Source organism: Bosea sp. 685, from assembly GCF_031884435.1.
Classification (GTDB): domain Bacteria; phylum Pseudomonadota; class Alphaproteobacteria; order Rhizobiales; family Beijerinckiaceae; genus Allobosea.
The window spans coordinates 5,154,766-5,169,446 of the sequence record NZ_CP134779.1 but is presented as its reverse complement, the minus strand read 5'-3'; the positions used below and the strand labels follow the sequence as shown (position 1 = coordinate 5,169,446).

Genomic DNA, 14,681 nt, shown 5'->3' with positions numbered 1-14,681 from the left:
ATGCACCAAGCGTCAAAGCTTCCCGGCAAGACCGCCCTGGCCGGCAAGGCTGGCAAGACTGCCCTGTTCGCCCTGACTGCCGCGCTTGCCTTCGCCGCGCTGGTTCCCGGGGCCGCCCAGGCGCAGGGCAAGAAGGCCCGTGGCGGCGGCGACTCGGCGCTCGGCGGGCTCGGCGGCGACAGCAAGGAACCGATCAAGATCGACGCCGACAAGCTCGATGTGCTCGACAAGGAGAATCGGGCCATCTTCACCGGCAATGTCGTGGCGGTGCAGGGCGAAACGACGGTGCGCTGCACGGTGATGACCGTGTTCTACGAGGGTCGCAACGGCCAGCAGGGTGGTGCTGGAGCCGCGAAGGCGACGGCTTCGACCGCAGCACCCGCCGCTGCGCCGTCGGCCGGCGGCAACGCGAATGACAGCAGCATCAAGCGCATCGAGTGCAAAGGGCCGGTCACGGTGGTCTCCAAGACCCAGGCCGCGACCTCGGATAATGCGGTCTTCGACCGCGCCAACAATGTCGTGATCATGACCGGCAATGTCGCGCTGAATGATGGTCCCAACATCACGCGCGGCGAGAAGCTGACCTACAACACCGTCACCGGCATCGCCAATGTCGAGAACAAGACCGGCCGCGTGCAGGGCTTCTTCGTGCCGAACTCGACCGAGGCCGGCAAGAATGAGGCCGGCAAGACCACGCCTGCCAAGCCGGCTGCCGGCGGTGCGCGCCCTGCCACGCCGACGAACTAAGAATCTGCTTCGTAAAGACACGCTCACGGGGCGCCGGCCCCTCTCCGTTCCCAGACCAGGCCAGCGCTCGCAGTGACCATTTCCGACACGCCGCAAACCGATATCCCACAGGCCGTCATGGCGCGCGGCGAGCCGGGCCTGTTTGGCCGCATTCGCGGCTTGTTCGGCGCGCGCGAGCGGACTGACACCGCGCCGGTCGCCGCAGCGATCGGCGGACCGGGTGTGCTCGCCGTCAGCGGGCTGCGCAAGAGCTATGGCGGGCGCACGGTCGTCTCGGAGGCGAGCCTGTTCGTGCGCCAGGGCGAGGCCGTCGGCCTGCTCGGCCCCAACGGTGCCGGCAAGACCACGATCTTCTACATGATCACCGGGCTCGTCCCCGCCGATCTTGGCGTCATCTCGCTCGAAGGCAACGACATCACCGATTTGCCGATGTACCAGCGCGCCCGGCTCGGTATCGGCTATCTCCCGCAGGAGGCCTCGATCTTCCGGGGCCTGAGCGTCGAGGACAATATCCGCGCCGTGCTCGAAGTGGTCGAGCCCAACCGCAAGGCGCGCGAGCGGCAGCTCGACCAGCTGCTCGAGGAATTCAACATCGCAAGGCTGCGCAAGGCGCCTTCGATCGCGCTGTCAGGCGGCGAGCGACGGCGCTGCGAGATCGCGCGCGCGCTCGCCGGCAAGCCCTCCTTCATCCTGCTCGACGAGCCTTTCGCCGGCATCGACCCGATCGCGGTCGGCGACATCCAGGCACTGGTGCGGCAATTGACCGATCGTGGCATCGGCGTGCTGATCACCGACCACAATGTCCGCGAGACGCTCGGCCTCGTCGATCGCGCCTATATCATCCACTCCGGCCGCGTGCTGACGGAAGGCTCGCCGGCCGAGATCATCGCCAATCCCGACGTCCGCCGGGTTTATCTGGGCGAGGATTTCCGGCTCTGAGCCGCTGAGACCGGATGATTCAGCCGCAATCGCGGCTTCATGCTGCAGCGCATTAACTTCCCTGCTCAATGCTGAGGCAAGGGCTTTGACGCGCCGCTCTCGCGCCGCTAGGCTCTAGCCACAGGCAAGAAGCGTGCCGAAATGGCGCGCTGGCATGAAAGGGTTACGAGCGCAATGGCGATGATGCCGCGCATGGAGCTGCGCCAGGGTCAGTCCCTGGTGATGACGCCGCAACTCCTGCAGGCGATCAAGCTTCTGCAATTGTCGCATCTGGAGCTGCAGAGCTTTGTCGAGGGCGAGCTTGAGCGGAATCCGTTGCTGGAGCGCGACGATGTGACGGAGGGCCCCCTGCGCGCCAATGGCGGCGACGGGCCGCTCGCTGTCGATGCCGAGACCTTTGCCCGCTCGGAGAGCCTGAACAGTCAGGAAGGCATGGAAAACCGGCTCGGCACCGGGCTCGACAACGTCTTCCAGGGTGAGCAGCCCAGCGTGGCGCGGCTCGACACGCGCGGCGCCGATTCCCTGCCGATCATCGGCGGCGCCTATGGCGGCTCCGGTGGCTCCTTCGAGGAGGGACCGGACGGTTTCGAGAGCGGGCTGACGGTGGAGGCGTCCCTCCATGACCATCTCAGCACCCAGCTCGACCTGGCGATCACCGACCCAGCGGATCGGATCATCGGCCGGCATCTGATCGATGCGGTGGATGATTCGGGCTATCTCGGCGAACCGGTCGCGGAGATGGCCGAGCGGCTCGGCATCACGGTGGCGCGGATCGAAGGCGTCCTGAGCATCGTCCAGGGCTTTGATCCCTCAGGCGTCGCGGCGCGCGATGTCTGCGAATGCCTCTCGATCCAGCTCCGCGACCGCAACCGCTTCGACCCGGCGATGCAGGTGCTGGTCGCCAATCTCCATCTCGTCGCCAAGCGTGATTTCGCGGCGCTGAAGCGTATCTGCGGCGTCGATGACGAAGACATCGCCGATATGGTCGCCGAGATCCGTCGGCTCGATCCCAAGCCCGGGCGCGGCTTCGGCGGCTCGACGGCCGAGACGGTGGTGCCCGACGTCTTCATCCGCTCGGCGCCTGACGGCTCCTGGCTGGTCGACCTCAACCCCGACACGCTGCCGCGCGTGCTGATCAACCAGACCTATCATGCGCGCGTCTCCAGAGCGGCGCGCAGCGACGAGGACAAGGCCTTCATCGCCGAATGCCTGCAGACCGCGAACTGGCTGACACGCTCGCTGGAGCAGCGCGCCCGCACCATCTTGAAGGTCGCCAGCGAGATCGTGCGCCAGCAGGACGGCTTCTTCGCCCATGGCGTCGAGCATCTGCGGCCGCTGAACCTCAAGACGGTGGCGGACGCCATCGGCATGCATGAATCGACCGTCTCGCGCGTGACCTCGAACAAATATCTGATCTGCTCGCGCGGCGTTTTCGAGATGAAGTACTTCTTCTCGGCCGCCATCGCCGCGACCGGCTATGGCGAGGCGCATTCGGCCGAGGCGGTACGCTTCCGCATCAAGCAGATGATCGACGACGAAACGCCGGCCGACGTACTCTCGGACGATGCCATCGTCGCCAAGCTCAAGGCGGGAGGCATCGACATCGCGCGGCGCACCGTCGCGAAATACCGCGAATCGCTGCGCATTCCCTCATCGATGGAGCGTCGCCGCGAGAAGGTCGCGATGGCGATGGGCAGCCGCTGAGCCGCCCTCTCGCGCCTCAGAAGCTCAGCCTGAGCGCGGCGTTGCCCGCATAGGTCCTGCTGTTGGCCGCAAGCGTTCCGTCGAAGCGGCCGCTCAGCGTCATGTTGGGCGCGATCTGGTAATCGGCACCCGCCGCGACGAGGGCGGCGTCGCGCTCCTGCCGGGCTCCGGCGACGACGAAGCTCGCGCCCGGCACAGGCGAGAGGCTCGCCGCGAAGGTCATGTCGCGCAGGAAATCGTGACCCCAGCCGAGTTCTCCAAACAGCGTCAGCCGACGGCCGCCGAACTGGGCCACGGTGGCCGCCTTGACGCCGAACTCGGAGCGCAGCGCGGTATTGGTGCGACTTATGCCGTTGACGCCCGCCCCGGCCCCGGTGAGCGAGCTGGTCTCGCGGAAATTCGGCGTGTGCACGCTCTGGATCTGCAGCGCCGCGAAAGGCGAGAGGCTGAAACCGTTGGCCGTGAACACCTCATAGGCCGCCTGCAGGCGCCCGCCGAGCATGTCGGCGCGGTAATCTGCGGTGACGGACTGGCCGAGCACGGCGATCTGGCGGCGCGTTTGGACCTGCAACGAGCCGTAGGAGGCCGAGGCGCCCAGCCGCAGCGCGCCGATCTGGCTTGCTCCATAGAGGCCGGCCTGAAAGATGTCGGCCTCGGACGACCCCATATTGCCTGCGAGCTTCGCCTCGGCACGGCCGCCCGACAGGGCGAAGCCGACGGCCGTGCCGGCCGCGATGCGATAATCGGCGCCGACCGCGATATTGGCGTCCTTGAGGTCGCGCTCGGCCGAACCGACGATCCGGCGGTTGCCGTCGGCTCGGCCAGTGGCGCCGAAGGTCGCGGCCCAGACGCTGAAGCTGGGCTCGATCCGGATCGGACGCGGCGCCTCGACGGGACCCTTGCGGCCGGGCAGGTCGGCGGTGAAGCTCGCCGGCCCCGATGTCCCCACCAGCGCGCCGTCGCGGCCGATCGCATAGGGGTCGAGCATGACGCGCAGGAACTGGTCGGATGCGCGGTAGCCGATCGCGGTCGTCGCGGTATGGACCTCGCCGGACAGCGCATTGACCGCAGCCGCGAGCGCCTCCCGCGTCGGCTGGTTGTAGACTGCAAACAGCGGCGACAGGTCGGCGCCGGCCAAGGCCGCCCGGTCGAGCCCGAACGCGACGGCGGTGATGTTGCGGGTCTGCGAGAGGCCTAGAATCGGGCCGGAGACTGTGCTCGAACCAGCGCCCGTCGCCACCAGTGGCGCTGCCGTCAGCGTGACCTGGACGTTGTTGGCGCCATAGGCGACCGCCGAGGTCACACCGACGCCGAAGCTGCCGGTGGTGTTGACTGTGGCGAAGGCGCCGGTGCGTGCGCCCGTCGAGGTCAGGATCGTGTAGGGCGTGGCGAAGGCGTAGGTTCCGCCGGCGGCGACGAGCTGCAGCGTGCCGTTGAGCGCCGCCGTGCCGGCGACGTTGACGCGGTCGGCCGTGGCGCCCTCGATCTCGATCACTGTGGTCGAGCCCGCGCCGAGGATGAGGCCGCCATTGATGTTGAGCGTGCCCACCGAATTGCCCGGCGAGATCGTGCCGTTGACCGTCAGCGTCGGCGTCGCGCCGTTGCCGCCGATCGTCGCGCCGGCGGCGATGGTCAGGCTGCTCGACGAGGCGATCGAGGCCCCGCTCGTACCGGCTCCGCCGACGACGAGCTTGCCCGCATTGACGACGGTCGCGCCGGAGTAGGTATTGGCGCCGTTCAGGACCAGCGTTCCGCTGCCGTTCTTGGTGATGCCGTAGGGCGTCTGTTCGATGCCGACGGCCTGGCCGGAGATGACGCCGTTCAGCGTCAATGTGTTGGCGCCGGTGTCGAAGATCGGATTGGCGGTCCCGAATCCGGCGCTGGGGTTCAGCCTGATGGCGTTGGCCAGCGTCACATTGCCGAGCGCGACGACGGTGCTGCCGGTCGCGACCGAGAGCTGCCCGACGCCGACCGCCGTGTTGCTGCCGATGCCGAGGGTGCCGGCATTGAGGCCGAACCCTCCGGCGAAGTTGCTGTCGCCGCTGAGGTTGAGCGTGCCGCCATTGTTCTTGTCGAGCCTACCGACGCCCGAGATCGCGCCGGTCAGGGAGAGCGTGTTGTTGTTGGTCACGACGCTGATGGTGCCGTCGAGGACGATGGCGTTGGCCACGGAGACATTGCTCGGAGACGCGACCAGCGAGGTGTTACCGGCCATCCGGAGCGTGCCTGTGCCCAAGGCAGCGGCGTTGCCGACCTGCAGCCCGCCTGCGAGAATCGACAGGCCACCCGCGCCCGTGCCGGCCCCGTTCAGGATCAGCGTGCCCGCACCGGTCTTGCTCAGCAGGCCGGTGAAGGTCGTGACGCCGTTGAGGGTGAGGCCGGCGACGTTGTTGATCGTGCCGTTCGACGCGGTGATCTCGACTGGCCGGGCGAAGGTCGCGACCTGGTTGTCGATCTGCAGGGTGCCGCCGTTCAGCCGGACGATGTTGGTGGCCGAATCGCTGCCCAGCGTGGCCGAGGGCGCAACGCCGTAGAAGCTCGATCCGACGATGAGCGTCCCCGCCGAGATCACCGTGACGCCGGAATAGGTGTTGGTCGCAGCGAGGGTCAGCGTGCCCGTGCCGATTTTCTCAAAGCCCAGCGGGCCCGCCGTTTCCGAAATGACGCCCCGCTGGGTGGCGGCATCCGCTCCCGCGACCTCGAGTTGTTGCGTGCTCGTGGTGATGTTCAACGGCGTGAGCTCGATCTGGCCGTTCGTATAGGTTTTGGTTTGCGCCCACGCGGTTCCCGGCGAGGCGGCGAGTGTCGCTGCCAGCACACCGCCGACGATGGCGGTCTTGTTCAGGAGCGCCGAGCGGTGTGTGCGAATCTGGGCGACTGACGTCATGGGCGCGTTCCGGCTGGTGATCGCGCCGGGAGCGGGGCGTCCGCGTCTCGTCGCATGGCTTTGACCGATGCGGCGGAGACCCAGCCTGAGCAGGATCGAAGACGAACCGGTGTTCAACTCATCAAGCCGAACCCGACATGCGTCGGATTATGTCCCCCGGCTGACGCTAGGGAAGCAGATTGCTTATAGTTTGAACAGCAACCCAGGGGCGATTGTTTCTGATTGGTTAACCATGAGGCCAGGCGTGGCGGAACGGCAACATATCGACAGGACGTCACATCATGACTGGCCCGCTTCCGTCGGGCCTGCATGGCTTTTCCTGGGAAGGCCTCGCGGGACTGCCGGGCCTCGCCTTCGAGGGAAGAGGGATCCACGCATTGACATACCCCCTACCCAGTTCTTAGCTCCTAGAGATGGCCGACTACTGGCCATGGCTAAATAAGGGGAAGCACTCCATGAGCTTGCGAATCTCCGGCAAGAATCTCGATGTCGGCGAGGCCCTTCGCGGCCAGGCCGAGACCCGCGTCGCGGCCGCACTCAGCAAATATTACGAGGGCGGCTATCAAGGTCACGTCACCGTCGCCAAGGACGGCACGGCGTTCAAGACCGACGGCGTGCTGCATCTGTCATCCGGGATCACGCTTGAGGCCTCGGGTACGGCGCATGACGCCTATGCCAGCCTCGACAAGATGGCTGAGCGCATCGAGAAACGGCTGCGTCGTTACAAGCGTCGATTGAAGGACCGCTCGGCTTCGAGCAATGGCCGCGACGCCGGCATCGAAATCCCCAGCTATGTGATCGCGGCGCCGGACGACGAAATCGAGGAAATCGAACTCGATGCGGCCGGAGATCACCCGGTTATCGTGGCCGAAACCACCAAATCGTTCCATGTCATGACGGTTGGCGACGCTGTCGCCGAACTCGATTTGACCGGCGCTCCCGTCGTCATCTTCCGCCATGCTGGCAATGGCCGGATGAACGTCGTATACCGCCGGCGCGACGGCAATATCGGGTGGATCGATCCCCCGGCGTCGCTGTCGTAAGGCCAGCGGGAGGCTCCCCGGCTTTCAAATCTGACCCGCGCCGCACGGCCCTCCAGCCCGGCACGGGACATGCATGGACTAGCGCATGACGCTGATCGATCTCCTGACACCGGCCGCGGTGATTTCGCCGCTGCGGGCCAATGGCAAGAAGCAGGCGCTGCAGGAACTCGCCCAACACGCGGCGATGATCACCGGCTTGCCTGAGCGCGAGCTCTTCGAGGCGCTGCTTCAACGCGAGCGCCTCGGTTCCACCGGTATCGGCGATGGCATCGCGATTCCCCATGGACGCATGTCCGGCATCGACAGGCTGGTCGGGCTGTTCGCCCGCGCCGAAAAGCCGGTCGATTTCGACGCGCTGGACGGCCAGCCCGTCGACATCATCTTCGTCCTGATCGCGCCCGAGGGGGCCGGCGCCGACCATCTCAAGGCGCTCGCCCGCGTTGCTCGCGTGCTACGCAACCATGCCGTGCTGGAGCAGATCCGCAAGGCCCGCGATCCGGCCGCGATCTACGCGATCCTGGCGGAGTCGGCCGCGAAGGCGGCCTGACTGGAACCATTTGAAGCCAGAGTCCCTAACAGCCTCTAGGCTTGGACAGCGTGCGCCAAGCCGCTATGACGCCATGCACAATGGCGTTGCGCTGAGCTGGTTCTGAGCGTGGCGCGCCAACCCGCCTCGGAGCCTCCGTCCATGGCCTATACGCATGTCGATCTCTTCCCGCTCGGCGACGACGCCACGCCTTATCGCAAGTTGGGCAGCGAAGGGATCTCGGTCGAGAAACTCGGCGATCGCGAGGTTCTGACGGTTTCGCGCGAGGCGATCCGCCAACTCAGCGAGCAGGCCTTCATCGACATCAACCATCTGCTGCGGCCGGGCCATCTCGCCCAGCTGGCGAAAATCCTCGACGATCCCGAGGCGACCTCGAACGACAAATTCGTCGCCTATGACCTGCTGAAGAACGCCAACATCTCGGCCGGCGGCGTGCTGCCGATGTGCCAGGATACCGGCACGGCGATCATCATGGGCAAGAAGGGCCGCAAGGTCTGGACCGATGGCGATGACGAGGCGGCGCTCGGCGAGGGCGTCGCCGACGCTTATTTCAAGCGCAACCTGCGCTATTCCCAGGTCGCTCCGCTCTCGATGTTCGAGGAGAAGAACACCGCGACCAACCTGCCGGCGCAGATCGACATCTATGCCGAGGGTGAGGATGCGTACAAATTCCTCTTCGTCGCCAAGGGCGGTGGCTCGGCCAACAAGACCTTCCTGTTCCAGGCGACGCCCTCGCTCCTGACCAAGGACCGCATGATGGCGTTCCTGAAGGAGAAGATCCTGACGCTGGGCACCGCGGCCTGCCCGCCCTACCACCTTGCCATCGTCATCGGCGGCACCTCGGCGGAGCAGAACCTCAAGACCGTCAAGCTCGCCTCGACGAAATATCTCGACGCGCTGCCGACCACGGGCTCGCCTTCCGGTCACGCCTTCCGCGATCTTGAGATGGAGGAGGAGGTGCATAAGCTGACGCAGTCGCTCGGCGTCGGCGCACAGTTCGGCGGAAAGTATTTCTGCCATGACGTCCGCGTCATCCGCCTGCCACGCCATGGCGCCTCGCTGCCGATCGGGCTCGGCGTCTCCTGCTCGGCCGATCGCCAGGCCAAGGGTAAGATCACCAGGGACGGCATCTATCTCGAAGCGCTGGAGACCAACCCGGCCAAGTACCTGCCCGAGGTCGAGGATGCCTCGCTCGGCGGAGCGGTCGTCAAGGTCGATCTCAACCGTCCAATGGCCGAAATTCTCGCCACACTCTCGCAGTACCCGGTCAAGACCCGGCTCTCGCTGACCGGGACGATCATCGTGGCGCGCGACTCGGCCCATGCCAAGATCCGCGAGCGGCTGGAGACAGGGCAGGGCATGCCTGATTATTTCAAGAACCACCCAGTCTATTACGCCGGCCCGGCCAAGACGCCTGACGGCATGGCCTCGGGCTCGTTTGGACCCACCACGGCTGGCCGGATGGATTCCTTCGTCGACCAGTTCCAGTCCTTCGGCGGTTCGATGGTGATGCTCGCCAAGGGCAACCGTTCCGCTGCGGTTCGGGAAGCCTGCAAGACGCATGGCGGCTTCTATCTCGGCTCGATCGGCGGTCCCGCCGCGCGGCTTGCGCAGGACTGCATCAAGAAGGTCGAGGTCCTGGAATATCCCGAACTCGGCATGGAGGCGGTCTGGCGCATCGAGGTCGAGGATTTTCCGGCCTTCATCGTCATCGACGACAAGGGCAACGACTTCTTCAAGGAGTTGAATCTCGGATGAGGGGTTTTGCCGCCGCAAGCTTCGGAACCGTATGCCTCGGATTTGCCGTGCTCGCCACGGCAGGCGAGGCGATGGCGCAGGGGCGGGCGAGTGCGCCCGCGACCTGCTCGCGTGACCTGTTCCAGAACGAAGGCGCGCTGCGCCGCCAGCTGACACGATTGCAGGCGGTCGCGACGGCCGATCAGGCGACGCAATGCCGGATCTGGCGCGAGCATGTCGGCTTCCTGCAGAGCGCGCGCTCGGTCTTCGCGACCTGTCAGAGCGGTGCCCAGCGCGAACAGAATGTCGGCTTGATGGATACCGAGCTTGCCGAATACCGCGTGCTGCTCGCCAATCGTTGCGGCAAGCGCTGACTGGCGTTCGGTCTATCGAGCCCATGGTCCATAGCAGCCTCTAGCCGAGCTGCGCCTTGAAGAAGGCGAGCACGCGGGCGTTGAAATCGGCATGGAAAGCGGCCCGATCGAAACCGGGCTGATCGCTGCAGAGATCGGCCGCCGATTGGGCGAACTCCGCCGGGCAGGGCGGCACGAAGGAAAAATGCTGAGAGCCCGGCACGACGCGGAAATCGGGTTTCTTCGGCAGCAGGCTGGCTATGCCCACGACGCTGGCCGGGGTCACGCCGTCGCCGCCGCGCTCGGAGCCCCAGAGCTGAACCGGCACCCGCACGTTTTTGAAGCTCTCCTCCGTAAAGAAGACGCTGAGCGGGTCGGCGATGACGGCCGCCTTGATGCGTGGATCATGACTGAGCTCAGGAAGCTTTCCCGCGCGGACCTGCTCGCAGAGCGGGTCGCTCTTGCCCTCGCAGAGTTTCAGGCGCTTGCCGAAATACGGATTGGTGCCGATGGCGACGAGCCCGGTATAGCCGCCCCGGGAGAAGCCGAAGAATCCGATCCGCCCGGCATCGATCCTGGCCGCATCGGGCCATGAGCCGAGCATGTAATCGACCGCGCGCTTGATGTCGGCCGGCCGCTCGACGAAGACCGAGAACTCGTCGGTTCGGCTTTTGTCCCGGCTGGTGTCGCCAGGGTGATTGATGGCGAGGACGATGAAGCCGGCGTCGGCCAGCGCCTCGGCCGTATCGCGATGTCCCAGGAAGTTGCCAGTCCTGCCATGCGAGATCACGACGAGCGGATGCTTCTCAACTGTGAGCGGGCAGTTCATGCTGACGGACATGGTGAAAGGTCCGAACCGCATCTCGCTTTTCGGTTGGACGCACGGATACCAGACCGCCCCCTGGAGTGGTTGGAGCGGTCCTTCGGCAGGGATCTCGACGGCTTTGAACCCGGCTGCCTGTGCCAGTGAGGTCGCTAGGCCAAGGGCGAGGCCAAGGCCAAGGGCGATGCAGGGGAACAGGCGGTGGAGATTCATGGCGGGCTCGCATCGCGGATGGGGATGAACAGGTCGGTGCGCAGGGCGGAGGGTGCGATCCCGCGCGACGACGTATCGAGATAGTGCTCCAGCGTGGGCCGATCGTCCGGCTCGTAGCCGCTGCCCGGCATCCATTTTGTGTAGAGAGCCTGCGCGGCGGCGTTGATGCGGGTGTAGGGACCCACCAGCCGATGCACGACATAGCGGCCGCCGGGAATCTCGAGCGCTTCGACTTCGGAACCCTCTGGCCAAGGATCCGGCGAGGCGATGGCGGCGTAGTATCTGAAACGGTCGGCGTATCGGGGATTGCCGAAGGAGGCGCCCCATTTCTCAGAGATCGCTCGCGTGCCGGCGCGCAGACGCAGCTGCCGGTGCGTGTGAGGAATGGTCGCGAACGACCCGACATGTCGCAGCGCATGCAACCGTTGCGACGGTCGTTCGACGATCGTCACAGTCGGCATAGTTGCGTCATTGCCGTCGTTATCGACTGTCCCGTCGATAGTGAGGATCGCGCGCCTCATCTGCTGCCGGAATGCGCGCGGCGACTGCCCGGTGAACTGGTGAAAGGCGCGGGCGAAGGCTTGCGGACTGTCATAACCGACAGTCAGCGCCACTTGCGTGACGCTGTCATCGGAGCTGGCCAGGAGGCGTGTCGCGAGAGCCAGCCGGACGCGACGGAGCGTGGCGGTCACCGTCTCACCGACCACGCCGGCATAGACGCGGTGAAAATGAAAAGGCGAGAAATGCGCGAGGCGCGCCAGGTCGTCGAGATGCAGGTCGGCCATCGGATTGCCGATAATGGCCGCAACCGCACGGGCCACCCGAGCGCGATAATCCCGTTCTGTGCGATCTCGTACCATGGCGGATAGCCTGCCCTATCGGAGAGCCGGAAACTTAGCCGCTTTTGCTAAAGTGCCGTGGCTGCGACCGGCCGGGTGCCTCATCGTGCATCCCAATTCACCTCATAATCGTCTCGCCCTCGAAACGCACCGTGGCGAATGGGTTTGGGCAAGGCGGCATTTGGAGTATGGCTGTCGCGCTGCGGCTCTGCGATATGTCACCGCCGGGTTTTTTGATGTGAGCAGCCACGAGGTGATGAATGACCAGCGATACGACCGCCCCGCTCAGCATCGCCGTCGTGCCTGTGACGCCGTTTCAGCAGAATTGCTCGATCGTCTGGTGCACCAAGACGATGCAGGCTGCGATCGTCGATCCCGGCGGCGATGTCCCGCAGATCCAGCGCGCCTTGGGCGAGCTCTCGGTGACGCCCGTCGCGATCTGGCTGACGCATGGCCATATCGACCATGCCGGTGGCGCGGCTGATCTCGCCGACGCCTTGTCGGTGCCGGTCATCGGCCCTCATGAGGCCGACAAGTTCCTGCTCGACGATTTGCCGTCCTCGGGCCTGCGCTTCGACATGCGCGGCATCAGGCCGGTGACGCCGACGCGCTGGCTCACTGAGGGCGATGAGGTTGCGGTCGGGGAGGTTACCTTCTCGGTCGCGCATGTACCGGGCCATACGCCGGGCCATGTCACCTTCTTCCAGAAGGATCTGCGCTTCCTGCTGGCGGGCGACACGGTCTTCGCCGGTTCGGTCGGCCGCACCGATTTTCCCTATGGCAGCCACGAGACGCTGATCGCCGGCATCAAGGCCAAGCTCCTGCCGCTCGGTGACGACGTCCAGTTCCTGCCCGGCCACGGCCCGGCGAGCACGCTTGGCGAGGAGCGGTTGAACAACGAGTTCCTGCGGGGTTGATACGAAAAGACCCGCAGCGGATATCCGCTACGGGCCCTGGAAGAACCAACGGCCATGTCCTGAACGGGTGCGCGTACATCCGGCGTCAAACGTTCGGCTCATGGCCGTCTTCATCGGCGCTGGAGGACAGTGGAACGCCCTCGACGTCGCCGTGATCCCTATATGGGAGAGCAATGCGGCGGTTTCAAGGGCGCGTGTCAGCTTCGTTTCGAACGCCATTCATAGAGGATGTCCGGTTCGCCCTCCTCATTGCCTGTCCCGTCGCCCATCTCGACGATATGGAAGCCGTGAGCTTCGTAGAAGGCGCGGGCGCGGGCATTGCTCTGGAAGGTGAACAGCGTGAGCCGCGTCGGGCTCAGCTCCTTGGCCTTGGCGAGCATTAATGAGCCGATACCGCGGCGATACCAGCCCGGCAGCAGATAGAGCTGGTCGAGATCCTCGCCCTGCAAAGCGAGGACGCCGACGATGCTCTCGCCCGATCTGGCGATCCAGGTTTCGCGGGTCGCCAAAAGCGTGTCGGCAATCCAGCGGCGCGTCTGCGCATCGCTATGGACGCGACGCAGGAACGGCAGGGCATCAGTGCGGGAGGCAAGATAGAGCTCGGCGATTTCGGCGGCGTCGTCGGCCGTGGCCCGCTCGATCCGTGTTGCATCGCGCGGCTTCATCTTGCCCTCCCGCTATAGATCAGGCGTCGAGCACGCCGTGCAGGAAGTCGCTCTTGCCGATCTGGATGCCGTTCTCGCGCAGGATCGCATAGGCGGTCGTGGCGTGGAAATAGAAGTTCGGCACGGCAAAACGCGTGAGATAGGTCTCGCTCTTCATCGTCACCGTCGCGGAGGGACCGCGCGGGAAGGTCACATCCTTGGCGAGGCCGGCATCCAGCGCTGCATCATCGGTGTTCGCGACGAAGGCCAGCACCTTGGCGATGCGCGCCTTGAGCTCGGCGACGGTGGTCTCTTCGTCGGGGAATTTCGGATTCTCGGCCCCGCTGACCCGCGCCGCCGCGTTCTTGGCGAAATCGCAGGCGAGCTGGACCTGGCGCGTGAAGGGCAGCATGTCGGGCGACAGGCGCGATGATAGCAGAACCGCCGGATCGATCTTGCGCTCGGTGGCCTGCGCGACCGTCTTGTCGAGGATGGCGTCGAGTGCCTTGAGCGTCTGGGTGAAGCCGGCAAGCGCGGCGGTGCGGGCGGTCAATGGCATCAGATCATCCTCGGATACGAAAACGGGCCCGGATGGGCCCGTCGCATCGCGCATATAGTTGTTGCCGCGCCGTTTACAGGGGCCGGCCGCGAACAAAGCGCGCCGAGATCAATCCTGCCCGGTATCAATCCTTGGCGCGCTCGACATAGGCGCCGGTCTCCGTCATCACTACGATGCGGACGCCAGGACCGATATGGGGCGGCACGGCGGTGCGCACGCCGTTGACCAGGATCGCGGGCTTGTAGGAGGACGAGGCGGTCTGGCCCTTGGTCACGGGCTCGGTCTCGGCGACCTCGACGACGACGCGCTGCGGCAACTCGATCGAGACCGCCTTCTCCTCGAATACCGAGAGCGAGACTTTCATGCCTTCCTGGAGATAAGGCGCCATGTCGCCGACCACGTCGCCATCGACATTGATCTGGTCGAAGGTCTCGGGGTTCATGAAGACGTATTGCTCGCCGTCCTGGTAGAGATAGGTGTAGTCGCGATCCTCGACATAGGCGCGCTCGACCTGCTCGGTCGTCTTGTAGCGCTGCGTCATCTTGGTGCCGTCATGGATCCGGCGCATGTCGATCTGCGTCGTCGGCGTGCCCTTGCCGGGGAAGAAGCTCTCGGCCGAGAGAACCGAGCAGAGATGCCCGTCGAGCTCGAGCACGTTGCCCTTGCGGACGGATGAAGCGATGACCTTGACCACGTGAAGCTTCCTTGACTGGTGCGCGGCTCTTGCGC

At 65.6% G+C, this 14,681-nt stretch carries 14 protein-coding genes; 8 read left to right on the top strand and 6 right to left on the bottom strand.

The annotated features are described in order from the left end of the window. The 3 genes from RMR04_RS25350 to rpoN all read left to right on the top strand — a co-directional run bounded on the left by RMR04_RS25350 (position 1) and on the right by rpoN (position 3,390). Positions 1–747 (top strand): LptA/OstA family protein, encoded by a 747-nt coding sequence (locus RMR04_RS25350; protein WP_311911237.1) that lies wholly within the window; start codon positions 1–3, stop codon positions 745–747. A gap of 117 nt (positions 748–864) precedes the next feature. Then, a complete protein-coding gene (gene lptB / locus RMR04_RS25345; RefSeq protein ID WP_311915942.1) occupies positions 865–1,686 on the top strand; it encodes an LPS export ABC transporter ATP-binding protein in 822 nt (273 codons plus the stop codon). Between the two features lie 174 nt (positions 1,687–1,860). Then, positions 1,861–3,390, top strand: a complete 1,530-nt coding sequence (gene rpoN, locus RMR04_RS25340) for an RNA polymerase factor sigma-54 (protein WP_311915941.1) — start codon at positions 1,861–1,863, stop codon at positions 3,388–3,390. Between the two features lie 16 nt (positions 3,391–3,406). Here the strand turns inward: rpoN and RMR04_RS25335 are convergent, their stop codons facing one another. Next, positions 3,407–6,277: an autotransporter outer membrane beta-barrel domain-containing protein gene (locus RMR04_RS25335; RefSeq protein ID WP_311911236.1), complete on the bottom strand. Its 2,871-nt coding sequence runs from the start codon at positions 6,275–6,277 to the stop codon at positions 3,407–3,409. Positions 6,278–6,732: 455 nt separating this feature from the next. Between RMR04_RS25335 and hpf the strand changes: the two genes are divergently transcribed. The 4 genes from hpf to RMR04_RS25315 all read left to right on the top strand — a co-directional run bounded on the left by hpf (position 6,733) and on the right by RMR04_RS25315 (position 9,978). Then, positions 6,733–7,320 carry a ribosome hibernation-promoting factor, HPF/YfiA family gene (hpf, locus tag RMR04_RS25330; protein ID WP_311911235.1) on the top strand — a complete coding sequence of 196 codons (588 nt, stop codon included), beginning with the start codon at positions 6,733–6,735 and terminating at the stop codon, positions 7,318–7,320. An 85-nt stretch (positions 7,321–7,405) separates the two neighbouring features. Beyond that, entirely contained in the window at positions 7,406–7,867 is a 462-nt protein-coding gene (gene ptsN, locus RMR04_RS25325; protein WP_311911234.1) for a PTS IIA-like nitrogen regulatory protein PtsN, read from the top strand. A 141-nt stretch (positions 7,868–8,008) separates the two neighbouring features. Beyond that, positions 8,009–9,625, top strand: coding sequence for a fumarate hydratase (locus RMR04_RS25320; protein ID WP_311911233.1), 1,617 nt, complete (start codon positions 8,009–8,011; stop codon positions 9,623–9,625). A 47-nt stretch (positions 9,626–9,672) separates the two neighbouring features. Next, a complete protein-coding gene (locus RMR04_RS25315) occupies positions 9,673–9,978 on the top strand; it encodes a hypothetical protein (RefSeq protein WP_311911232.1) in 306 nt (101 codons plus the stop codon). A gap of 40 nt (positions 9,979–10,018) precedes the next feature. Here RMR04_RS25315 and RMR04_RS25310 read toward each other — a convergent pair whose 3' ends face one another. Next, the gene (locus RMR04_RS25310) at positions 10,019–10,798 is read right to left on the bottom strand and encodes an alpha/beta hydrolase family protein (RefSeq protein ID WP_311911231.1); all 780 of its coding nucleotides are present in this window, start codon (positions 10,796–10,798) and stop codon (positions 10,019–10,021) included. A gap of 191 nt (positions 10,799–10,989) precedes the next feature. Continuing rightward, entirely contained in the window at positions 10,990–11,853 is an 864-nt protein-coding gene (locus tag RMR04_RS25305; protein WP_311911230.1) for an AraC family transcriptional regulator, read from the bottom strand. Between the two features lie 239 nt (positions 11,854–12,092). Here RMR04_RS25305 and RMR04_RS25300 point away from each other — a divergent pair, with 239 nt between their 5' ends. Continuing rightward, positions 12,093–12,749 carry an MBL fold metallo-hydrolase gene (locus RMR04_RS25300; RefSeq protein WP_311911229.1) on the top strand — a complete coding sequence of 219 codons (657 nt, stop codon included), beginning with the start codon at positions 12,093–12,095 and terminating at the stop codon, positions 12,747–12,749. 197 nt (positions 12,750–12,946) lie between these two features. Here RMR04_RS25300 and RMR04_RS25295 read toward each other — a convergent pair whose 3' ends face one another. The 3 genes from RMR04_RS25295 to efp form a co-directional block, all read right to left on the bottom strand. Further along, positions 12,947–13,414, bottom strand: a complete 468-nt coding sequence (locus RMR04_RS25295; protein ID WP_311911228.1) for a GNAT family N-acetyltransferase — start codon at positions 13,412–13,414, stop codon at positions 12,947–12,949. A 19-nt stretch (positions 13,415–13,433) separates the two neighbouring features. Next, positions 13,434–13,952 (bottom strand): DUF1993 domain-containing protein, encoded by a 519-nt coding sequence (locus tag RMR04_RS25290; protein ID WP_311911227.1) that lies wholly within the window; start codon positions 13,950–13,952, stop codon positions 13,434–13,436. A gap of 124 nt (positions 13,953–14,076) precedes the next feature. Then, positions 14,077–14,646, bottom strand: a complete 570-nt coding sequence (efp, locus tag RMR04_RS25285; RefSeq protein WP_069689904.1) for an elongation factor P — start codon at positions 14,644–14,646, stop codon at positions 14,077–14,079. Positions 14,647–14,681 lie beyond the last annotated feature (35 nt).